Origin of the sequence: Chitinophaga sancti (genome assembly GCF_034087045.1) — a bacterium.
In the GTDB taxonomy this organism is placed as follows: domain Bacteria; phylum Bacteroidota; class Bacteroidia; order Chitinophagales; family Chitinophagaceae; genus Chitinophaga; species Chitinophaga sancti_B.
The window spans coordinates 7,875,308-7,899,377 of sequence record NZ_CP139247.1 but is presented as its reverse complement, the minus strand read 5'-3'; the positions used below and the strand labels follow the sequence as shown (position 1 = coordinate 7,899,377).

Here is a 24,070-nt window from a genome sequence, read left to right as displayed (position 1 = left end):
AGAATATGAAAAAGGAAACGAACGATGTGCCAAAGCCAGCAAAGTTTTGTTATGGGCACATTGGGGGTAAACTGGGAGAATTGCTGGCAGCCGCCTTTATAGAAAAAGGATGGATTGCAAAGGATGGTGCTGACAATAAACATTTTTACATTACCCCAACAGGTGTGCAGGCTTTGACAAAAATGGGCATAGACCTGTCCCTTATAAAATCGTGATAGCTTTTTAGCTACAAGGCATTTGATCTCCGGGAACTATAAAGGGAAACTATTATACAGTGTAGTAGTGGCTGTCGGACTCCTTGTCCGCTGTGAAGTGTCTTTTGGCCAGATACAGCAACTAAAAAATGCCTTGCCTGTCACCAAAGACAGTGTCGTTTATTCCCGCATATTAATCGCACTTGCACAGAAATACCAGAATCGCCAGCTGGATACCTGCTTTCAATACCTGACCATGGCCAGAGGCGTAACCAAGCGCATTGGCTTTAAGTGGGGAGAAGCTGAAGTATACAGGGGATTGGGAGGATATTATTCCTATCGTGACAATAGTTATCTCTCTTTTCGTTTTTACCTGGATGCATTAAAACTTTACAAAGAACTGAAAGATAGCACTGGTATGACCCTCGTAAATATTAAACTTGGGGTGTACCAGCATTATCAGGGCCAGCATAAAGAAGCCGAAGATTATATCAAACAGGCGCTGAACATGGCCATGCGCATGCGTAATGATAGTGTGATGTCTGCAGTAATGGCGAATTACTTTTTCATTTATCACAAGGATACACCACATATGGCACTGGCCAGTCAATACCTGGCCAATGCTTATCAGCTGGCTATGAAAGGTGATCATACCCGTATGATCATTTATACTGGCTTGCTTCAGGCTGATGAAATTTATGATAAAGGAGATACTGCATTAGCCGTGTCTAAAGTACAGGACCTGGTGCGGGCAGCATTGAAAAAAGGATTTCTTTATCATGCGCTCTATGGTTATGCACAGTTAGCAGATTACAGTATTCAACGACATAGTGCAGACTCCATGATCTATCAGAAAGAAGTGATCAGGCTGGGGCTGGAAGGGGGTTACAGGGAAATAGTATTGCCGGTGGTAGCAAAGTTTTATCGCTATTATGAACTGCGGCATCAGACAGCAGCAGCAAATTATTATGCGGATCTGATGGCTGATATTACAGAGCTATATGAACAAAGCCGCTCGCAGGGTGAACAGGATTACATGGATTATTACCTGCAGGAAAAACAACTTCGACAACTACAATTGCAACACGATTTTCAGCAGCAACAACTGGATAGAAAATCGCTGGAAGCAAGGAGTCGGTATCTCGTTATTGTTTGTTTGATCGTATTGTTAGTGCTGCTGGTTTTGTTGCTGCTGGATATCAACCGCTCTCATCGCAGCTCCCGCAGGAATGCAGATCGTCTGCGGGAAATGAATAAACAGATCAGTGAAAAAAATGCACTGTTACGTACCCATGATGATTTCAAGAATAAACTGATCTCTCTCATTGCACATGATTTTCGTTCTCCATTGATTCAGATTATTGAAATTACTGCTTATCTGCAACAAGGCGCTTTCTCCCTACAGGAAGCTGCTGCGTTGTTCAGGCGATTGGAAAATAATGCAGACAATACCTTGCAGATCTTTGAGAATATTCTTCGCTGGATCCGGACACAGCTCAGTGGTTTTGTGTATCAGCCATTGCCCTGTACACCAGCTGATCTGATCCAACAAGCGATGGGTGCTATGAAAGAAGAAATGCTGGAAAAGCAGTTGCAGGTGGTAGTACAGGTACCTGCCGATATACAGGTACTGGCAGATAAAGAGATGTTGCAGTTTGTACATCGAAACTTGTTGCACAATGCGATTAAATTTAGTCCGGCAAGAGGTACAATTGCCGTTACTGCTACTACCCGTAACGGTTGGGTGACAGTAAGCATCGCCGATGAGGGGAAAGGAATTGCAGCAGAAATGCTGGATCGGATATTTGAATACCGCCCTGAAAAGAAAGGAACGCAACCATCCAGGGGAGGTGCTGGATTAGCACTGATCATCTGCAAGGATTTTATGGATAAAATGGGTGGAACGATCGAAGCAGAAAACCGCTCGGATAAAGGAAGTACATTTTCATATACATTACCGTGTTAAAAAAATTAATCGTCATATTGCTCCTTATCACGCAGGTGGTATGTGCTCAAAAGAGCGCCGTACAGCAACTGCACCAGCGACTGGTGAAGGAGGAGGATAGCACGGTATACACAGATGTATTGAATGAACTGAGTATGAAGTGGCACCTGAGCAATGCAGATAGTTGTTTCTGGTATGCCGTGCTGGCAAGGGATCTGGCGAACAGATTGAACTATCGGAAAGGTGTGGCGGATGCGTTAAATAATCTCAGTATTGCATATGCACTCAAGGCCAACATAAAGCAGGCCATTGAATACGAAAGCAAAGCACTGGTGTATTACAGGCAGCTGGATGATAACAGCAACGTTTGCCAGGTGCTTATGAACATGAGTGTATTCCATAGCCTGGCAGGCATGAATGAAACAGGAGAGCAATACCTGTATCAGGCCATGGATATAGGAAGAAAGCTGGTATATGATTCTATTTATAGCCTGGTGCTCATCAATTATGCAACGCGGTTCGACAATGATTCCTCGCGCAGAGATTCAGTGCAATGGGCAATCCGGCAGGCGAAAAACATTGCCGGCCATTATGCCGGATGTGCCAGGGATCTGTATTTAATACATGCATTCGAAGCGGATAATTTATTCAGGAAAGGCGAACAGGCAAAAGCAGTGGCATGGATCAATTCACTGGCCACACAAGCGCAGAAAGATGGATTGATCTATGTCGCGATCGACATTTTGCAGCACATTGAACATTATTACAATGCAGGGTATCAGCTGGATGTCATTCCTTACAAAGAAAAGATCTATGCATTGGGCAAAATAGCCGGTTATACTGACCTTATGTTACCACAGGTGATCAGCATTTACCGCTATTATGCTAAGGTGCACAATGCCCCTAAAATGGCAGAATACGGGCATGAACTCTGGACCCTTACTGACAGACAGGAGGTGATGAAAGATAGCCGGCATGTGAATTACCTGGATTATTTTCTGAAAGAACAGGAGCTCAATGAATGGCATCTCAGTAATAAAGTGCAAACGGAAAAGCTGGCAAGGGCCAATACACAAAGGTTAGCGAGACGAAAACTGATTGCTTTTCTGCTGGGGGTATTAATGATATTGGGTGGGTTTACATTTACCCGTTATCGCAGCTATCGGTACCTGCGGCAACAGGAGGAACTACTGGCAAATATGAATGCGGAAATCTCCGACAAGAACAGGCAGTTGCAGGTACAGGATGATTTTAAAAACAAGCTCATCTCTGTAGTAGCACATGATTTCAGGGAGCCCCTACAGAATATTATCAGGGTGGCTGCTTTATTTAAAAATGGAGATGCAGACCCTTTGTTGCGACAGCAACTGATACGGGATACGGAGAACAGCAGCAGAAAGACGCTGGAAATTTTTGATAATATCCTCCGATGGATCAAGTCGCAATTATCCGGTTTTGTGTATGCTCCGGCGCCTTGTGATCTAAGTGATATGTTTACCGGGGTATTGACAGATATTCCCGAAGGATTGCAGGTAGCAGGAGATTGTGAGATGTTGCACTTTGTACACAGAAGTTTATTGCAGGGTGCTGCTACGCTTGGAAGGGATATAAAAGTAGTGGCTATGCAGGAGGCAGACAGGGTGAAGGTGATGGTGATCAGTGCCCCCACAGTACTGACGGCACAGCAGGCTACGGGTTTGTTTGCCTACGAAGATGCGGTGTATAGTGTACAGGGCGAAGGGGAGGAGCTGGCCATGCGGTTTATAATCTGTAAAGATTTTATTGATAAGATGGGTGGGCAGATTTGTGCAAATGTAGCAGGTGAGCAACTGCAATTGATTTATGCACTGCCCTCATTTAGTTAAAAATGACGCTTTAAAAAAATAACCGCCGTTGACTGTTAATACCTATGGCATCAGCAATCAACGGCGGGAAAAATGGCCAGCGGCCGGCTTTTAAAATCGAAATTTATTATTTAGTATCGTACGCCCACTTCAGATAGGTTGCACCCCAGGTGAATCCACCACCAAATGCAGCTAATACGAGGTTATCTCCTTTCTTCAGTTGTTTCTCATAGTCCCAGAGACATAGTGGCAACGTACCTGCGGTAGTATTACCATAACGCTGAATATTCATCATCACTTTTTCTTCTGGCAAACCCATGCGGTGAGCAGTAGCATCGATGATGCGCTTATTGGCCTGGTGCGGTACCAGCCATGCAATATCATTGGAGGTCAGGTTATTACGATCCATGATTTCAGCAGCAGCGTCTGCCATGTTGGCTACAGCATATTTGAATACCATTTTACCTTCCTGGTACACATAGTGTTCGCGGTTAGTAACGGTTTCGATAGAAGCAGGCTTAGCAGAACCACCTGCTTTCATGTGCAGGTATTCACGGCCATGGCCATCGCTTTTCAGCACGCTGTCTATCAGGCCATAACCTTCTTCGTTAGCTTCCAGCAGCACACCAGCGCCGCCATCACCAAAGATGATGCAGGTAGTACGGTCAGTATAGTCAATGATGGAACTCATTTTGTCAGCACCGATCACCATTACTTTCTTATAACGTCCACTTTCTATGAAACGGGCACCTGTATCCAGTGCATAGAGGAAACCGGAGCAGGCTGCAGCGATGTCGAACCCGAAGGCATTCTTTGCACCGATCTTGTCGGCTACGATATTCGCTGTGGCAGGGAATACCATGTCGGGAGTGACAGTAGCAACAATAATGAGGTCAATATCAGCAGGTGTGATCCCCCTTTTACGGCATATTTCCAGCGCTACAGGTACGCATAACTCAGAAGTTCCTTTCCCCTCGCCTTTCAGAATTCTTCTTTCTGTAATTCCTGTACGGGTGATGATCCATTCATCAGTAGTATCAACCAGCTTCTCCAGCTCTTTGTTAGAGAGAACGTAATCCGGTACATACCCACCTACCGCAGTAATAGCGGCCGTTATTTTGTTCATATTAATAAAATAGATGTTTTAACAGGCCGTAAAAATACATAAGAATTTGGAAATGTAACTTATAAGCTAAAATACCCGTCTCCCATCTTCCCAAAAATCCTTAGGTTTGCCAACAAATTAGAATCCTGAATAATCCTGTATGATTGCTTACCTAAACGGAAAACTGTCCTATAAATCCCCTGCCATGGTACATTTAGATGTTCAGGGGGTAGGATATGAAGTTCAGATCAGTTTAAATACGTACTCCCGCATACAGGGTCTGGACGGTTGTAAATTGCTGACATATCTCCATATAAAAGAGGATGCCCACACATTATATGGCTTTTTCGACGATGCGGAGCGCCAGATATTCCTGTTGCTGATAAGCGTGTCAGGCATTGGTGCCAACACCGCCCGGATGATGTTATCTTCCTTACAACCAGAAGATATTCAACGTGCTATCGCTATGGAAAATGCGAAGATGTTGGAGAGCATTAAAGGAATCGGCGCTAAAACAGCTCAAAGGGTCATCCTTGAGTTAAAAGATAAGATCAAAAAACAAAAAGACATTGGCCATCAAATATCTGTTACTGTAAACAATACAATGCAGGAAGATGCGTTAAATGCATTAGTCACGTTGGGAATAGCCCGTAATGTAGCAGAACAGGCTATAAACAAGGTACTGAAAGCAGAACCACAATTGCAGGATTTAGAAGGACTGATCAAAAAGTCGTTAAAAAGTCTGTAAGCGTAGCACCTATTAAAGCTGGATTTTTATTTTTAGTTATAGCTGCCGGCAGCCAGGTAAAGTTGGCCCGTCTGCGCTATGAAATCAGTACTGAGCAGGACCACTATTGCAAATTCTGGAAGGAAAAGACTGTACGGTACTGAAAGCAAAACCACTATGTCAGATCTGAAATGACCATAGTAACCCTTCATTTTCAATAAGATGGGTTATTAGGGGAGTTACAGGTCTGTATACTTTTACCCTGACCTCTATTAAAACCTATTTCTCTTGTCAAGGAAGACAAATTATGGTGCTATAGCAGTAATAGGAGTCGCTTCCTTTTTTATTGTTAATACTGCAGCAAGGAATCGTTCGGGTTATAGCAGCGATATTTATAAACAACACTGGCAACCAAAAGATACTATTGGTAAGGATACTACGGTGAAAGATACTGTCAAACGGGATACCCTTAAATTCCCCATCAAAGACAGATTCGGCACCCGTATTACTGATCCTGTACGCAATGAAATGGATCTCAAAGATCCTAAGAATATCTCACAGTCAGTTGATTATGACCCTGTTACCAAAGAATATACGATATCAGAAAAGATAGGTGACCACTATTACCGCAACCCCACTCTCATCAGCTTCGAAGAATTCAACAGGTTACAGGCGCAGAAAAGTGAGCAGGATTACTGGCAGAAAAGAGCCAGCACGCTGGGCTCACTGAATCAGAAGAATTCAGGACCCGAATTGTATAAAGGCAGTAAACTGTTTGACAGGATCTTTGGAGGTAGTAAAGTGGATATCCGCCCTCAGGGTAGCCTCGAACTGACCTTCGGTTACCAGGGGCAGAATATCAAAAACCCGGTACTCACCGAACAAGCCAGGAAAACCGGCGGTTTCGATTTTGATATGAACATCAATATGAACCTGACGGGGAAGATCGGCGATAAACTGAAAATTACTACTAACTATAACACGCAATCCACCTTTGATTTTGAAAACCAGATCAAACTGGAATATACCGGCTACGACGATGAGATCATCAAGAAGATAGAAGCCGGTAACGTGAGCTTTCCACTCCGCAGCACCCTCATTTCAGGGGTGCAATCACTGTTTGGTATTAAAACCCAGTTGCAGTTTGGCCGACTCACCGTCACCTCCGTACTCTCTAATCAGAAATCCCAGAAGCAAAACCTCCTCATCAAAGGTGGTACACAGGTACAGGATTTTACGATCAGGGCAGACGAGTATGAAGATAACCGGCACTTCCTGCTCAGCCAGTTCTTCCGCGATACATTTAACTACAGCATGAGCAACCTGCCGGTGATCAAATCACTGTCGTATATCAACCGTATTGAAGTATGGGTAACCAATAAAACGGGTGCCACTACCAATACCCGCGACATCGTCGGTTTGATGGACTTAGCTGAATATGCTCCTTATAATCAGACGGTTACAGTAACTCCCGGGGCGCATCTGCCAGCGAATGGAACGAACAACCTCTACTCCAATGTGATCTCTGATGCCGCCAGCCGGTATACAGGAACGGTGGTAAGCCGGTTACAATCCATGGGATTACTGGGGGTGCAGGAATATGAAAAGACCTTTGCCCGTAAACTGGATTCCTCAGAATATACCCTGAACCGACAACTGGGTTTCATCTCCCTTAACCAACAGTTACAAGCCGATGAAGTACTGGCAGTCGCTTATCAATATACTTACAATGGCCGTGTATACCAGGTGGGTGAGTTCTCTCAGGATGTGCCGCCAGATCAGAATAACAGTGCGAACCAGAAGATCCTCTTCCTCAAACTCCTGAAAGCAACCTCCGCCAGACCCAATCTTCCTATCTGGGACCTGATGATGAAAAACATCTACTCTACAGGTGCTTACCAGATCAATAAGGCTGATTTTAGTCTGGATATTTATTATAAAGATCCAGGTACTGAAACACGTACACCCAGCGATAAACGCTACCTGCCGGATGCGACAGGGCAGTGGGCTGGTGCGCCATTGATCTCTGTACTGAACCTGGATAGATTGAATAACCAGAATGACCCGCAACCGGATGGCGTGTTTGACTATGTGGAAGGATATACCATCAACTCCAATACAGGACGTGTGATGTTCCCACAACTGGAACCTTTTGCACAGGGTATCCAGAAAGCCTTTGGGGGGAGTGCGGCATTGGAGAAACAATATATGTTCAAGGTGTTGTATGACTCCATCAAGGTTGTTGCACAGCAGTTCCCGCAATTGAACCGCTATCTCCTGAAGGGTACTTATAAATCCAGTAACTCTTCCGAAATTCAGTTAGGTGGTTACAACATTCCGCAGGGTTCGGTAACTGTAACTGCGGGTGGACAGTTGCTCCGTGAAAACGTTGACTATATCATTGATTATAACCTGGGTCGTATCAAGATCGTGAACTCAGGTGTGCTGGCTTCCGGGCAGGCGATCAATGTACAGTTTGAAAACAATGCTTCTTTTGGAACACAGGTGCGTAACTACTTTGGTACCCGTTTCGACTATGTGGTGAATGACAAACTGAGTATAGGTTCTACCATCGCGCGTATGAGTGAGCGACCCTACTACCAGAAGGTAAACTACGGAGAAGACCCGATCAAGAACACGGTGGTCGGCTTCGATGTGAACTATAATTCTCCTTCCAAAGCACTGACACGCCTCCTGAATAAACTGCCGAACTTTAATAGTACCACACCTTCCAACATTATGTTCACAGGTGAGGTGGCCAAGTTATTCCCAGGCCACAGCAAACTGGTAAATGCAGCAGGTAGTAGTCAGGGACAGGTATACATCGATGACTTTGAAGGCTCACAGAGTGGTTATGACCTGAAGTATCCGGCTACCAGCTGGGCACTGGCATCTACCCCTTCCCAGGCAACTGATAGCAGCGGTGTTACTTTGTTCCCGGAATCAGAGGCGAATAACCAGCTCCGGTATGGTGCGAACAGGGCAAAATTAGCCTGGTACATTATCGAACCTACGCTGCAGATCCCGAATTCATCTGGTTTGCCTGATGGTATTAATAAAACAGTGCAGTCTGATCATCGTACCCGTTTGGTGTACCAGCAGGAAATATTCCCGAACAAGTCCACCGATTTCGGTCAGGCACAGTTAAGTACCCTTGACTTAGCCTATTATCCTACAGAAAGAGGTCCTTACAACTTTACTGCAGGAAGGGATAGTGTGGATGCAAATGGTAAACTGAGAGATCCTCAGAAGAAATGGGGTGGTATCATGCGTGCACTGGACAACAGTGACTTTGAAACCAGCAACGTAGAGTTTATCGAATTCTGGATACAGGACCCTTTCATTGATAATACGAATAGTACCGGAGGTCAGTTGTATTTCAACCTCGGTAATATATCTGAAGACGTACTGAAGGACTCTCATAAATTCTTCGAGAATGGTATGCCGGATCCTACTACTGGCCTGGACAAAGTTGACTCTACTGAATGGGGACGTCAACCTAAATTCCAGCAGCAGATCACCCAGGCATTCGACAATGACCCTGCCATCCGTAAATACCAGGACGTTGGTTATGATGGTCTGGAAAGTGGTTATGAACAAACATACTACAAAGATTACCTGACCAGGCTAGCGGCTAACTTTGGTAATTCTTCTGTCATCTACCAACAGGCTGCGAAGGATGCTGCGAACGATGACTACAAACACTACCGTGATTATGATAGCGGCAACATCCTGATCCGTTACAAAAGATACAGCAACCCTGAAGGTAACTCACCTGTATCTACGAATTCTACTTACTCCATGGCAGCGACAAACATTCCTGAAACAGAAGATCTGAACAGGGATAACACGCTGAATGAAACAGAAGAATACTTCCAGTATAGAGTGAACCTGCGTCCAAACATGACAGTAGGTACCAACAACATTGTGGATAAGATTCAGGCAGATGTAACACTGGCAGATGGTAGAAAGACGACTGAAACCTGGTACCAGTTCAAAGTGCCGATTGATAAATATGATAAGAAAGTAGGTGCTATTCCTGACTTCAAGTCCATCCGCTTTATGCGTATGTTCCTCACTAACTTCCAGGACTCTGTTGTAGTACGTTTTGGTAAACTGCAACTGGTGCGTAACCAATGGCGTCAGTACAATTATAAACTGCAGGCAGGTGATCCTGTTCCAAATGATGGGAACACTTCGTTCAACCTGACAGCCGTAAACATCGAAGAGAACTCTTCACGTAAGCCTATCAATTATGTACTGCCTCCTGGTGTAACACGGCAGAATACCGTGAGTACCAACAATACCACTTTACAGCTGAATGAACAATCCATGTCATTACAGCTCACAGGTTTGGAAGATGGCGATAGCCGTGGTGTAACAAAGAACCTGGGTATGGACCTGCGTCAGTATAAGCACTTACAAATGTACCTGCATGCTGAAGCAATAGAAGATCAGAACTCACTGAAAGATGGCGAGCTGAGAGCAATTGTGAGGATCGGTAGTGACTTCGTTGAAAACTATTACGAGTACGAGGTGCCATTGAAAGTGTCTACCTGGGATCAGCCAAATAACCCAACTAATATCTGGCCGGAAGTGAATGATATGGACATCCTCCTGAGCAAACTGACCGATCTGAAATTGCGTCGTAATAATTGTGCCAGCTGTAATGCACTGGTGAAATATACAGAGTCTGATGGTACGAATTATATGAGCGTAATCGGGAATCCGAATTTGGGTGATGTACGTACCATCCTGTTGGGTGTAACGAATCCAAAGGATAATGGATTGAAGAAGAGTGGTGAGGTTTGGTTCAATGAATTGCGATTGACAGGGCTGGATGAAAAAGGTGGTTATGCAGGTATGGGAAGACTGGATCTGCAACTGGCAGACCTGGGTACTGTCACGGTTTCAGGTAATATGCATACTGCTGGATTTGGTAACCTGGATCAACGTGTGAACGAACGCTTCAGGGATAACTATACACAATACGATGCAGCCGCAAACCTTGACTTAGGGAAACTCTTACCAAAGAAAATGGGGCTGGTAATTCCTGTATATGCGGGTTACTCAAGAGCCGTGAGCCGTCCGGAATATGATCCGTATGACCTCGATATCAAGCTGAAAGATAAGTTGCGTATGGCGAGGTCTGACTATGAGCGTGACTCCATCCGCAAGGCTGCAGAAACCTTTACCTCTATCAAGAGTCTGAACTTTACCAACATCCGCAGGGTGAACCCGAATAGAAAGAAATTTCACCTGTGGGATCTGGAAAATTTCGACATCAGTTATTCCTTCTCTCAGTCATTGGCCCACTCACCGATCATTGAAAATGACGTGCTCACCAAGCACAGAGGTGGCTTAGGATATACCTTTACCGGTCAGCCAAAATATGTGACGCCGTTCAAAAAACTCTTCAAAACGAAAACGAAATGGCTGGATCTGGTGAAAGACTTTAACTTCAACTATGTACCTTCTCTGCTTAGTTTCAGGGCAGACATCACGAGACAGTTTGGTGCCACACGTATCCGAAACGTAGGTGGTGATGGTACGTTTAAGTTGCCGGAAACCTATAACAAGTACTTCACGTTCGACAGGTATTATGGCGTGAAATGGGACCTGACCAGGAGTATCAGTCTTGACTTCAACGCGGTGAACAACGCACGTATCGATGAGCCGACAGGCAGGTTGAACACTGCAGCAAAGAAAGATACCATGTGGCGTAACTTCTTTAAACTGGGAAGAACGACGAACTACTATCATTCTGCAAACATCACTTATACACTGCCTACAGCCAAACTGCCACTGACCAGCTGGACGAATGTAGCATTGGGTTATAGCTTTGACTATCGCTGGACGGGTGCTTCATTACTCGCTAAATACCTGGGTAATGCCATCGAGAATACACAGAACAAAACTGTGATGGCAGAGTTCAAATTCTCTGATCTGTATAACCGGTCTAAGTTCCTCCGGCAGTTTAGTTCATCGTCGACGAAGCGACCGCAGAACAATAATAATAGTAAGCAACCACCAGGCAAGAATCAGCCTGCAGCACCAGCCAATGCTGATGTAGAGATATCCCCAATTCTGAAAGCAGTGATGAAACCACTGTTGATGTTGAAACGCATCAATGTGGATTACTCAGAAAACAGTGGTACGAAGTTGCCGGGTTATATAGATAGTACTAAGGCATTGGGTATGAACTGGGCTCACTTTACACCGGGCTTAGGATTTGTGACCGGACAGCAACCTACAAAAGCCTGGTTGGATGACTTTGCGAAAAAAGGCTTGATCACACCAGATACCACCTTCAACGTACAATTCCAGCAGCAGTTCACACAGCGACTGCAGGTGCAGGCACAGCTGGAACCATATAACGACTGGCGTATAGATCTGAGTCTGACCAAGTCATTTACAAAAACGCATACGGAGCTGTTTAAGAACATGGATTCTGCAGGATATCAACATCTCACCCCATATGATGCGGGAGGATTTGAGATCTCTTATGTAGCTGTGAAGACGATGTTTGGTAAGATAGATTCAGAGACAGGAACAACGACCACTTTCCAGGACTTTGAACGTTATCGTAAGACGATCTCTAACCGGTTGGCGTCATCTAATCCTTATAATAGCATACCAGGTACACCCACGTACAATACAAAGGATCCTGAGTATCGTTATGGTTATAGCCGTTATGCACAGGATGTGTTGATTCCGGCCTTCCTTGCAGCATACACCGGTAAGGATCCTGAAAAGATTGGATTGTTGAAGAATGGTGGTCCTGCGAATGTGCGTAGTAATCCATTTAGTAATTATATACCTCGTCCAAACTGGCGGGTAACTTACAATGGTCTGGCTAAGTTAGATCCGTTCAAGAACTACTTTACGAACTTCTCTATCACACATGCATATGTAGGTTCACTGAGCATGAGTTCTTACAACTCTGCATTGTTGTATGAAGATCCAAGACTGGCAGGTTATCCGGGATTCATTGATACAGTGTCTGGCAACTACATTCCTTACTTCCTGGTACCGAACCTGACCATGACAGAGCAGTTTGCACCATTGATCGGATTGGATATGACATTTACCAGCAGCCTGAACCTGCGTGTGGAATTTAAGAAGAGCCGTTCACTGAGTTTGAGCCTGATCGATTATCAATTGACCGAACTGCGCTCTACTGAGATCACGATGGGTGGTAGCTATCGTATCAGGAATGTGAAGTTTAAGTTCCTGGGGGAACAGACGGGTAAGAAGGTATCGAATGATATGAACTTCAGGTTGGATTTGAGTTTGCGTGATGATAAGACGGTGAATAATAAACTGGATGCGGACCTGGTGATACCTACCAGTGGGCAGAAGGTGATAGGAATAGCGCCGTCGATAGATTATGTGGTGAATAATAGGTTGAACTTACGGTTCTTCTATGACCGAAGGCAGACCATACCGGTGATCTCTACGGCGTACCCGATAGTAAGCACGAGAGGGGGATTGACACTACGATTTATGCTGGCGCAATAACCAGTAATTTTGTTAAGCCGGCCACCGGCCACTTAAAAAAAAGCTTATGTCTTACGGCATAAGCTTTTTTTTTATGCGTTAAGTCATAAATAAAAGTGAATATTTTGCCTACTTTTGCCCCGTGAGATACTTTTTATTCATAGCGCTCTTAACAGGATTACTGCTGCAGAACTGTAGCCAGTACCTGATTATGCTTGAATATAAGGTCAACCAGGACTACATTGCCAGCGTACTGTGCGAAAACAAGGACAAACCTGAAATGCACTGTAATGGTAAATGTCAGCTGAAAAAACAACTGGAACGGGACCAGCAGCAACAGAACAATGGCACAGCTGGAAAAGAAAAATACGAGGTGTCGTATATCGATGATCTCTATTCGTACGACTTCCGTTCTTACGCCCCATCCTCACCTCTCATCGCATATTATCAGAGCTCTGTACCATATACTCCTTTATCTGATACCTTCCGCCCCCCACAAGCTTAATCTCCTCCATTTTACTTTCTTAATGAATGAGCAAAGACTGCTCAATTGATAACTATTGACTTTATCTTTTACATGAAATATCTATTAGCGATAATAGCAGGAGTGCTATTGTCCTTACATTCGTATGCTCAGGTACAGGGCAGCGTGATCGATGCACAAACAGGCGAAGTATTGTCTGGCGTAAATATTCAGTTATTACATCATAGCAAAGGTTGTAAAACCGATGCACAGGGTAGATATACCATTACCGGTAATTCCGGCGATACCGTACAGGTATCTTATGTAGGTTACCAATCACAAAAGATCGCATTGCCGGCTGGCATCATTTCCTTACATCCTTCTCCTGCCAGTCTCAATGAATTTGTAGTGACCAGCAGCAGAGATAAACAATTACGTACAGATGCACCCATTGCTATCAGCAGGATCTCTACACAGGAAATGCGCGATACAAAAGCAACTACACTCGATCAGCTATTGAACAAAGTGAGTGGTGTGTACATGGTACCGTTGCAAAATGAACAGCACACAATGGCCATCCGCCAACCGATCGGTTACAAGAGTTTATTCCTTTATCTTGAAGATGGTATTCCCATCCGCACTACCGGCGATTTTAATCACAATGCGTTAATTGAAATCAATATGGCGGCATTGCGTACGATAGAAGTGGTACGGGGTCCTGCTTCTTCCCTGTATGGTAGTGAAGCGGTAGGAGGCGCGGTGAACTTCATCACAGCAGCACCTTCATTAAATCCAACCGGACGGGTACAGGCAGAGATAACAGACAGGGGTTACAAGCGTGCGGATTTCAATGTGTCTAATACTTTTAATAAGGTAGGTTTAACCATGGGTGGGTATTATGCAAACCAGAGCCATGGTTACATGGACCATAGTGACTATCATAAATTCGCATTTACATTAAGAGGAGATTACCAGATCAGTGAGCATACCAAATGGATCAACTCAGCTACATTAATAGATTATTATACTGACCAGATAGGTGGTTTGGACAGTGCTCATTTTTTTGGTAAGAACTATACCAACTTCCAGACATTCTCATACAGAAAGGTGAATGCATTCCGCTACAGGAGCACGGTAGAACATGACTGGAATGATTTGAACCATACTACATTTACTGCCTTCTTCAGAAGCAGCAGTATCAAACAAAATCCATTTTATTATATCACAGATTCCAAAACAGATGCATTGAAAGCATCAGGGCAGATCAATAATGATAGTTTTAAAAGTTATGGATTAATAGTGCAGCATAAGAAAGAATTCGCGTGGCAGGATGCAAGTATCATTGCTGGGGTGAGTATGGATTATAGTCCTGCGGGTTACATTGCAAACTATATTGATGTAGATAAAAATGCTGCAGGTTATTATATACATTACACACGTACTGATTCAGTGCTGACCAATTACAATGTAAAATTGCTGAACACAGCTGCTTATGTACAAGGAACTATGTCGCTGGCACATGGTCTGAAACTGGTCGCAGCAGTACGTTATGACCGGATGGATTACAATTTCGAAAACCATTTATCTGCTACTTCCTATACCGGTGCCGCCAGTGAAAAAAACAACTTCAATGCATTTACACCTAAGTTAGGTTTGACTTATGATCTGGGGCATAGTCGTGGGGTGTATGCGAATTATAGTGTAGGGTTTGCACCTCCGAATATCACAGAATTATATACAGGTGTGAAAGTACCTACACTGAAACCTGCTACTTACAATAACTATGAAGTTGGCGGCTGGCTGGGATTTGCAAAGGATAAAGGATATGTGGATGTGAGTGTATATGAAATGAAAGGCACCAATGAAATCGTGAGCGTGCGTCAGTCAGATGGTACTTACTTAAATCAGAATGCAGGTCATACTACACACAGAGGTGTAGAATGGAATGTGCGTTATGCACCGGTTACCTCTATACAACTGCGTGTAAGTGGTCAGTATGCAGATCACTTCTTCAATAATTACACAGAGAAAGGCGTGTCTTACGCCGGCAATCAGATGAATGGTGCGCCGCATGTGATCACAAATTGTGAAGTGACATTCAAACCTGCATTTTTCAAAGGTTTCAGGCTTGGCGCGGAGTGGCAGCACATCAGTAAATATTTCATGGATCCAAAGAATACCAAAATATACAATGGGTATGATCTGTTAAACATTCGCACAGGTTATGCATGGAAGAGCTTTGAATGCTGGATCAATTGCCGCAATGCAGCAGATGTGGTTTATGCAACGACTGCGGAGAAGACAGCTTATAGTACCAGTTATTATCCTGGACAGAAGAGAACATTTGATTTTGGGGTGGCTTATATATTTAAATAATGAAAAATACATTGTGGATCATATTGGCAGGCCTTTTATCGGCCTGCCATCCAGGCAAAGATAAAGAATACACACTCTCGCATGGAGATGCATCCTGTGCATTTATATCAGAAACAGCAGATGGTAAGAAAGTCATCAGTTGGATAGAAGCACAGCCGGGTGCAGATACAGGTACGATGTATTATGCTATACAGCAGGGTGATACCTTTTCCACACCGCATGCAATACCAGTTGCAAACAATGTACTGCCGCATGCCGAGAATATGCCGAAGCTGTTGTTTAAACCAGATGGCGAGATCATTGCCATGTATGGTGTAGAACAGCATGATCCGCGCAATCAATGGGCAGGCAGGGTATTCTATACACATTCATTGGACGCAGGTAATACATGGTCTACACCGCAACAGCTGGTGACAGATACGAGCAGTTATGACCAGCGTTATTTTGATATGGCTTTATTACCTGATGGACAAGCCGGTGCTATCTGGCTTGATAACAGGAAAGATATCAATGCAGAAGGTTCTACCTTATACTTTGCAAAGACCATTGGACATGAAGGTTTCAAAGGAGAGCATGCCATTGCAGAGACAGCGTGTCAATGTTGTCGTACTGATTTATATGCAGATCCAAAAGGATATTTACATGTAGCATTCAGGGATATCATCAGTGATTCTATTCGTGATATGGTGCATTTATTATCTGTGGATAAAGGTGCTACTTTTTCTGCACCTGTAAGGATCAGTGCTGATAACTGGGTAGTGCGGGGATGTCCACACACAGGGCCTGCGATGGCAGCGAATAGTTTTGGTCTGCATTGTGTATGGTTTACAATGGGGGGTGGCCAGGGGGTGTATTATTGTCATTCTACAGATGAAGGAAAGACCTATTCACAGAGAGATACCGTAAGTGTAACACCGATGGCAAAGCATCCGCAGATAACCGCAGTAGGCGATGATAAGTTGGTAATTGTGTGGGATGAGCCGGTGAAGGTGGGAAAGGAATTTAATAGCAGGGTAGGATATCAGGTACGCAAAGGAGATGGTAGTGTGATGAAATCAGGTACACTAACGAGTGATAGTTTATATGTGACATTTCCGGTAGTAAAAGCAGTGGATGCGCAAACAGTGTTAGTGGCGTATACGAAAAAAGGAAGTGTATGTTATAAATGGATAAGTCTATAAAACCCAAAAAGGTGTACCATTGTTGGTACACCTTTTGATTTCTTTTTCTCAGTAACTAAAAGCACCTGCCCAGTCCTGGCGGGTAGCCCAGCGACCGTAGTTATTTCTTTTAGATCTGTCGGAGTAGAAGCGCCATTCTGCTTTCCATCTCGGATAGTAGAGACGCAACAAATACAGTGTTGCAAATGTAAGCATAGGGATATGGTTTTTTAGGATAGATAGTTAGCATTATTAATAAACTCTTAAAGCTCATAGATAGTTAGGTATCACATTCCTCTATAATGGTAGTTCGTCATACCATCATTTAACCCCTTGTCTGCCATCATTATACCACATTCATTTATAGACAAAAAGTAAGCTGTCTCAAATATATATAGAAAAATCTGCTAATGAAATAACATCTATGTGTTATATTATAACTTTTTACTCTTTATAAGTGTAGATAGCGTTTGCCTGCTGGGTACATGTGATTACTAAATCATTGATACACACATGCGCAGGTAGGGTAGCACAGTAATAGATGGTGTCAGCCACATCTTCTGCACTCAAGGGTGTAAATCCTTTGTATACATCATCCGCTTTGCCGGCATCACCCTTGAACCGTACTACTGAAAACTCTGTTTCCGCAGCACCCGGATGTATGGCTGTTACTTTGATAAAGTAAGGCAGCAGATCAATGCGCATACCCTGCGAAATCGCATCTACCGCAGCTTTGGTAGCACAGTATACATTCCCTTTTGCATACACAGTTTTAGCCGCTGTAGACCCCAGGTTGATAATATGTCCTTTCTTACGGGCTTTCAGCCATGGAATCACTACCCTGGATACATACAGTAATCCCTTCACATTCGTATCGATCATCGTATCCCAATCAGACAAACTACCTTCATCGATTGTAGATAATCCTAACGCTAACCCCGCATTGTTGATGAGGATGTCTATCGCTTTCCATGAATCAGGGATTTGCTCCAATGCACTGCTCACCGCTTTTTCATCCCGCACATCAAAAGTCAACGGCAGCACCTTAATGCCATTCGCTTTTTCCAGGTCCTGCTGCAAAGCAGTTAACCTTTCCTGTCTTCTACCTGTGATGATAAGGTCATAACCGTTAGCTGCAAACTTCCTCGCACATGCTTCTCCAAACCCGGCAGTGGCACCGGTAATAAGTACTTTCCCCATGTCAAAAATGATTATTTACTTCACCAAAGTTACAGTGCCTTTCTTTAAAATTGTTTTACCAGTGAAATCTTTTCCTTCCAGTATCCAGATATAGGTATCTACTGGTGCAGGTTGTCCTTTGTAAGTACCATCCCATCCCTGCCGGAAGTCAGTAGAGGAGTAGACTTCCTGGCCCCAGCGGTTAAAGATGCGGAAGTAACTATATTCAGTAATGCCCACAGGAATAAAACGGAAAAGATCGTTTTTTCCATCGCCATTTGGCGTAAAGGCGTTGGGTACATAGATGTCGGGTCCTGTATAGTATTTGATGCTGATGGTATCGTATCCCACACATCCCTGTGAATTGGAGACGCGTAGTATGTAGGTGACGTCTTCATTCCATTTCAGTTCGGGTTCTGCAATGTTCACATTGCTCAATCCATCTGGTGGCGCCCAGGCATAGAACTCCCCACCCGAAGCATGAAGTGTGAGGGGCTGGCCTTTTGCCAGGATGGTATCATTGCCGGCAAAGGGGAAGACCTCATAGATGTTGATATCTTTCGTGACGGTGGCTACACAGGAATGGTCCGTGTATAATATCAGGGAAACGGTGTAGACACCTCCATGCTCATAGGTATGACTTACATGCTCTCCGTAGGCCCTGCTGATCACACTATCTCCTGTGAGCCCCAGGTCCCATCTTCTGTCTGTAATATGCCCGTAAGTGTAAACAGACTTGTCGTCAAATTGAATGCGGTCTCCTTTGCAATAGCCGGTTACAGCAAAATCACCTTTTAACCCCGGGTAGTTACTCACTATGCCGGTGGTGCTATCTGTGCAGGCCAGTCCTCTGTTCACCACTAATTTCACAACATACTGCCCGGTATCAGGATAGAGGTGTCTGAAAACTGTCTTATCAGTAACCAGGGTATCAGTACCATCGCCAAAGTCCCAGTAATAGGTGGAAGTATATCCTGCATTGCTGGTATTGGGCATGAGTACACTGAGGTCTGGATCGGGTACACAATTCTGAAGGGTAGGAGGGAAGCCGGCGGTGATTTTGGTATTACAGTTAAAAACGGTGAGCAGGATGTCTTTGTGATGAGTGCCTATCATTTTGCCTGTGCGGCGATCGTACTCTGTCACACATACGGATACTACGTATTGACCTTCTTTGGGGGGTACACCAGTTAGAAATCCATTGTTGTCAATAGACACCTGTGGCGTGCCACCCATTGGATTCGATCCTGAATAAGGTGACTTATAGCTCACAACATTATTATATGGGGGCGGATTGGCGCTGGCGGCTTCATTGCGGCTGGCGCCCCCGGTGAGGGCACTGCACAGACTGTAGGTCAGACTATCGCCATCGGGGTCGGAGGCAGAGTAATCGTAATACAGCGGCATATTGGCGCAGATCACAATGGCGGCATCTTTGGCAAAGAAAGCGCTCTTGTTCGTCGGCCGGCTTTCTGTACCAGGTATCATGCAAAAGAAAGTGGAGCCTTCGTGTTCTGAATTGTTGATGTTGGCCAGTTTTTCCCCCCGGCAGCATCGCTGGTACACGACATAGTAACCACCCAGGATAGGTCTTAGAGAAAAGGTATCCCTATAAATAGCTACTTCCAGGTTTTGGGCGCGTGGCGCCAGGCAAGGATTCCGCAATGTATCGCGCAGCGGATGACGCTCTTTGATAAATAGTAACCGGGCATCCATCACCCGGGAACCACCGGAAGTATAAATATTCACAGGCACCGGATCTTCAAAGTGATCCAGGCAGCCCTGAATTTCACCACAGGTGAATTCAGCATTCCTGTATAGTTTTAGTGTGACCTGATACTTGTAGGTACCATCAGGATTCATGGCCAGAAAAGTGTAATATATCTCGCCACCAATAATATGGTAACCAGCAGCAGCAACGTGGATCAAACTACAGCAAATAAACAGAATAATAGATCTATGCATTAGTTGGGGTTGTGCATGAGCTCTACGAAGACTTAACTATAGGAATTTAAATAAAAAAAAGGAGACGGGCGAATGAATTAAATCGCCATATAAAGGGGTTTGAAAACAATCGGAATCCGCATGAGCGGATTCCGAAATATTATCTGATCAAGGTTACAGTGCCTTTACGGATCACTGTCTCGCTATTTACGTTCTTACCCTGTACTACCCATACGTAAGTGCCGATAGCAGCGGGTTTGCCATCATAATTACCATCCCAGCCCTGCAGGTATTCTGTCGTACTGTACATAAGTTTTCCCCAACGGTCAAATACCCGGAAGAATTCCATTTGGGTAATGCCCACTGGCAATGGTCTGAAGATATCATTTTGCCCGTCACCGTTAGGCGAGAAACCAGTAGGTACATAGATGTCCGGACCTACTATGAAACGGAGGTTAATAGCATCTGTACCGGAACAGCCCTCAGCCGTATAGGCAGTTACGGTATATGTAATGTCGTGATTGATAGTCGTTGTGGGGGTATCGATGTTTGGATTGTCCAATCCATCTGTCGGGGTCCACACATAAGTTGTGCCGCCGGTAGCATGCAGTGTGAATGGCTGGTTCAGGATGGCAATGGTATCATTACCCGCAAATGCATGTACCTGCGGTACCACGTTGATCTGAACTGTATCCGTCACTGGTTTGGGACAACCCTTGGTGTCAGTGACTGTAACAATATATTGTGTCGTATCTGTTGGCTTAGCCACAGTTGTCGACTGGTCAGGAGCCGTCAAAGAAAAGGTCGGCGTCCATTGATAATAGGCGCCACCAGATGCTGTCAGGGTGACCTGGTCTCCATAACAGATAGTGGTGTCTACCCCGGCATAAGCAACAGGGGGATCTACCACTTTTAAGCTCACCGTATCATATCCGCTGCAATCACCCAGGCTGGCCACTACCGCATATGTTACATCTGGAGAGGGAGGTACAATTACAAGAATGCTGCTGTCGCCTACCTGTGTATTGGTGGATATATCATACCATGTAAGGGGGTAATCCCCATCCGCGAAAGACCTGATATGCAGGGTATCACCCGTACAAACTGTACTATCAGCAATTGTTCTTACAATGAGCGTATCACGTACGTCAATATTCACGGTCGCGGTATTTGTACAACCTGTTCCATCTGTAAACGTGACGGTATAAGCCGTATCTATTTTTGGACTGACGGTAGGTGTCGCCGTATTGGCGTTGGTAATATTATAATCAGGTGTCCAGGTGTAGGTGCCGTTTACTACCTGTCCGTCCACTACACTTTCTGCAGAGAGCTGCAATGAGTTGCGGATACAAAGCAGGGTATCTGGTGTAGTAGTAATAGGTGGATTGTCGTAAACAACGATCGTACTGGTATCGGATCTGACACAACCATTCGTGGTAGTGACATCCAGGATAACAGTATAAGTGCCTGGACCTGGATATTTATACGTAGCTACAGAAGACCATGACGTATCTGCCGATGTACTGGTATCGCCAAAGTCCCACCTGTAAGTGGCAATGGCATCTGTAGCACTGGTGGTGGCCGATGTATTGGTAAATGTTGTTGTAGTATTACTACACAAGCCAGCAATGCTCATATCCGGCGTGAGCTTCGGATATACATATACCACCGCAGTTGCGCTGTCGCCGCAATTGCTGGTACTATCTACCCAGAGTTTTACATTGTACACTCCTTCTGCAGCATAGGTATGTGGTATAGGATCAGTGCTGGTAGTGGTATAAGTAGTGCCATCCCCAAAATCCCAGTCATAGGTTTTACCCTCCGTACTGTAGTTCAGGAAGGTGATGGTATACCCTGAACAATCATCGTATTTATCCGGCATAGCTGCTTCCACTTCGCGTACGCAGGTGGTGACGATCATGTGAAAATCCTTCCTGTGAATGCCGAGTAATTGACCATCCCGGTATTCATAGGCACATACAGTGACCACATATTTTCCCGGATCGGGTGCAATACCTGTGATCAAACCGGAATTGGATACGATATAGGCATCATCTCCTAGGGGAGTCGTACCTGTATAAGGACTTTTGTAAGGAACGGAAGAATAAGGTGGTGCTACGGCAGCAGGTGGTGTAGCATATTTATCCCCACCATTGGTGACCTTACCACCACCATAAGCTGCACAGAATACATATACAATACTATCACCATCAGGATCAGTTGCAGAGAAATCGTAAGTAAATTTCTTATTGGCACAAACCAGGATGGCTTCATCCTTATTAAATACCGGGCTTGAGTTCGTAATAAAATTATTGGTAGTACCGGGTAATTCTGTAAAGTAGGTGGCGCCGTTACCCGGGTAGTTGGTTTCATCATTTGCCTGGTGCGTATCCACGATATTCGACATGGTGTAGTCGCGACAACAGGTTTGGAATGATACGGTGTATCCTGCAGTACTGATAGGTACAGTTACCGTTCCTACATATGTACCGATCTGAAAACAAATTTCAGGAGGATTGACAATACATGGATCTGCCTGCCCGGATTGTATAGTCTGCTTGCTGGTTTGTGATATCAGGAAAGGAGAGCCGGAGAGCTGACTGTTATCCGAATTACTGAACACTGCAAAGTATACAGAGTTAGGCAGTTCGGCCAGGTTAGCAGCTTCATCACACACACGGTATAGCTTCAGCGTCACCTGGTAGGTAACGGTAGTAGTGGTACTGGATATGTACTTATGCGACATCTCCCCCCCAATGATATGGGAAGCTTTGGAAATCAATCCATAGGAGAGTATCAGGAGCAATAGAAGGGTTCTTTTCACAATTTTTGATCTTGGCAAAAAAGAGTAAACTGATGCAAGAGCTGATTGCTGGCAGAGGGAACTTCCCACATACCCATGTGTCCTGTTTCTTCAAAAATGTAAATGCTGCTGGTCCGTGGAAGGGACACCTGTGGCAATACACTTTGAAGAGGAACGGCTGTATCATCTTTTCCGATTACAAACAGCACTGGTACTAGTATAGATGACAACACGGCGGTGCGGTCAGGTCTTGTTATCATGGCTTCATAATATGCTTCCATAGAAGCAAGGGGACAAGCAATGCCCATGTTCACATATGCTTCAACACTTTCCGGATGTTTCGCCTTAAAACCCGGGCTGAACATATTCGGGAATGCCTGCCTGATAAATGCTTCACTGCCATATTGTTCCATCAGCTTGATCGATTTACGGCGCGCTTCTTTCTTCTCTTCAGTATCAGCGAGGGCTGTAGAGTGGAACAGGCCCATTCCCTGTAGTATTGATGGGTACTTTTCTGCAATAGCGAGGGCTACATATCCACCCATGGAGTGGCCGATGATCACTGCCTTTTCAATACCGGCAGACTGTAATGAGGTATAGACATTATCAGCCATGCTATCAATAGTCAACGCAGTGGTGAGCAGATTATTGCCAACTCCCGGTAAATCCAGCGCAATTACCTCAAAGTATTCACTTAAATATGCTTTCTGCACATTCCAGATCTCCGAATTTTCAGCAAATCCATGCAGCAATACTATTACGGGTCTCTCTTCTATTAGATGAATATTTTGGGTAGAAAGTTTATTCGGCATCAGAAAAATAATTTATTT

General features: G+C 44.5%; 14 protein-coding genes. 8 read left to right on the top strand and 6 right to left on the bottom strand.

Annotation, left to right across the window (positions count from 1 at the left end):
* The first annotated feature begins 5 nt into the window (after positions 1 to 5).
* From SIO70_RS31615 to SIO70_RS31605, 3 genes are all read left to right on the top strand, one after another.
* A complete protein-coding gene (locus tag SIO70_RS31615; protein ID WP_320577679.1) occupies positions 6 to 215 on the top strand; it encodes a hypothetical protein in 210 nt (69 codons plus the stop codon).
* Positions 216 to 282: 67 nt separating this feature from the next.
* Complete coding sequence (locus tag SIO70_RS31610) at positions 283 to 2,160, top strand: tetratricopeptide repeat-containing sensor histidine kinase (protein ID WP_320577677.1); 1,878 nt, start codon at positions 283 to 285, stop codon at positions 2,158 to 2,160.
* The gene (locus SIO70_RS31605) at positions 2,154 to 4,004 is read left to right on the top strand and encodes a hypothetical protein (RefSeq protein WP_320577675.1); all 1,851 of its coding nucleotides are present in this window, start codon (positions 2,154 to 2,156) and stop codon (positions 4,002 to 4,004) included. Before SIO70_RS31610 ends, SIO70_RS31605 begins: the two co-directional genes overlap by 7 nt.
* A 106-nt stretch (positions 4,005 to 4,110) precedes the next feature.
* On the opposite strand, the gene SIO70_RS31600 is transcribed toward SIO70_RS31605, so the two are convergent.
* Positions 4,111 to 5,109, bottom strand: coding sequence for a beta-ketoacyl-ACP synthase III (locus tag SIO70_RS31600; protein ID WP_083725600.1), 999 nt, complete (start codon positions 5,107 to 5,109; stop codon positions 4,111 to 4,113).
* 184 nt (positions 5,110 to 5,293) lie between these two features.
* Here SIO70_RS31600 and ruvA point away from each other — a divergent pair, with 184 nt between their 5' ends.
* The 5 genes from ruvA (at position 5,294) to SIO70_RS31575 (ending at position 17,335) form a co-directional block, all read left to right on the top strand.
* Positions 5,294 to 5,836, top strand: a complete 543-nt coding sequence (gene ruvA, locus SIO70_RS31595) for a Holliday junction branch migration protein RuvA (protein WP_320577672.1) — start codon at positions 5,294 to 5,296, stop codon at positions 5,834 to 5,836.
* Between the two features lie 267 nt (positions 5,837 to 6,103).
* The gene (sprA, locus tag SIO70_RS31590; protein WP_320577670.1) at positions 6,104 to 13,336 is read left to right on the top strand and encodes a cell surface protein SprA; all 7,233 of its coding nucleotides are present in this window, start codon (positions 6,104 to 6,106) and stop codon (positions 13,334 to 13,336) included.
* 121 nt (positions 13,337 to 13,457) lie between these two features.
* Entirely contained in the window at positions 13,458 to 13,820 is a 363-nt protein-coding gene (locus SIO70_RS31585) for a hypothetical protein (protein WP_320577669.1), read from the top strand.
* 72 nt (positions 13,821 to 13,892) lie between these two features.
* On the top strand, positions 13,893 to 16,154 hold the full coding sequence (locus tag SIO70_RS31580; protein ID WP_320577668.1) for a TonB-dependent receptor: 2,262 nt from the start codon (positions 13,893 to 13,895) through the stop codon (positions 16,152 to 16,154).
* Complete coding sequence (locus SIO70_RS31575) at positions 16,154 to 17,335, top strand: sialidase family protein (RefSeq protein ID WP_320577667.1); 1,182 nt, start codon at positions 16,154 to 16,156, stop codon at positions 17,333 to 17,335. The genes SIO70_RS31580 and SIO70_RS31575 overlap by 1 nt, the downstream gene beginning before the upstream one ends.
* 48 nt (positions 17,336 to 17,383) lie before the next feature.
* Here SIO70_RS31575 and SIO70_RS31570 read toward each other — a convergent pair whose 3' ends face one another.
* The 5 genes from SIO70_RS31570 to SIO70_RS31550 all read right to left on the bottom strand — a co-directional run bounded on the left by SIO70_RS31570 (position 17,384) and on the right by SIO70_RS31550 (position 24,052).
* On the bottom strand, positions 17,384 to 17,530 hold the full coding sequence (locus tag SIO70_RS31570) for a hypothetical protein (protein WP_158286615.1): 147 nt from the start codon (positions 17,528 to 17,530) through the stop codon (positions 17,384 to 17,386).
* Positions 17,531 to 17,758: 228 nt separating this feature from the next.
* Complete coding sequence (locus SIO70_RS31565; RefSeq protein ID WP_320577665.1) at positions 17,759 to 18,514, bottom strand: SDR family NAD(P)-dependent oxidoreductase; 756 nt, start codon at positions 18,512 to 18,514, stop codon at positions 17,759 to 17,761.
* 15 nt (positions 18,515 to 18,529) lie between these two features.
* Positions 18,530 to 20,458 (bottom strand): gliding motility-associated C-terminal domain-containing protein, encoded by a 1,929-nt coding sequence (locus SIO70_RS31560; protein WP_320577663.1) that lies wholly within the window; start codon positions 20,456 to 20,458, stop codon positions 18,530 to 18,532.
* A gap of 139 nt (positions 20,459 to 20,597) precedes the next feature.
* Positions 20,598 to 23,261 carry a PKD domain-containing protein gene (locus SIO70_RS31555; protein ID WP_320577661.1) on the bottom strand — a complete coding sequence of 888 codons (2,664 nt, stop codon included), beginning with the start codon at positions 23,259 to 23,261 and terminating at the stop codon, positions 20,598 to 20,600.
* A complete protein-coding gene (locus tag SIO70_RS31550) occupies positions 23,258 to 24,052 on the bottom strand; it encodes an alpha/beta hydrolase (protein WP_320577659.1) in 795 nt (264 codons plus the stop codon). The genes SIO70_RS31555 and SIO70_RS31550 overlap by 4 nt, the downstream gene beginning before the upstream one ends.
* Positions 24,053 to 24,070 lie beyond the last annotated feature (18 nt).

Bases quoted from the DNA above. Each gene is read 5' to 3' on its own strand.
- SIO70_RS31580 (WP_320577668.1), top strand. From the start codon at position 13,893: ATGAAATATCTATTAGCGATAATAGCAGGAGTGCTATTGTCCTTACAT.
- SIO70_RS31570 (WP_158286615.1), bottom strand. From the start codon at position 17,530: ATGCTTACATTTGCAACACTGTATTTGTTGCGTCTCTACTATCCGAGA.
- ruvA (WP_320577672.1), top strand. From the start codon at position 5,294: ATGGTACATTTAGATGTTCAGGGGGTAGGATATGAAGTTCAGATCAGT.
- SIO70_RS31565 (WP_320577665.1), bottom strand. From the start codon at position 18,514: ATGGGGAAAGTACTTATTACCGGTGCCACTGCCGGGTTTGGAGAAGCA.
- SIO70_RS31615 (WP_320577679.1), top strand. From the start codon at position 6: ATGAAAAAGGAAACGAACGATGTGCCAAAGCCAGCAAAGTTTTGTTAT.
- SIO70_RS31550 (WP_320577659.1), bottom strand. From the start codon at position 24,052: ATGCCGAATAAACTTTCTACCCAAAATATTCATCTAATAGAAGAGAGA.
- SIO70_RS31575 (WP_320577667.1), top strand. From the start codon at position 16,154: ATGAAAAATACATTGTGGATCATATTGGCAGGCCTTTTATCGGCCTGC.
- SIO70_RS31600 (WP_083725600.1), bottom strand. From the start codon at position 5,109: ATGAACAAAATAACGGCCGCTATTACTGCGGTAGGTGGGTATGTACCG.
- SIO70_RS31560 (WP_320577663.1), bottom strand. From the start codon at position 20,458: ATGCATAGATCTATTATTCTGTTTATTTGCTGTAGTTTGATCCACGTT.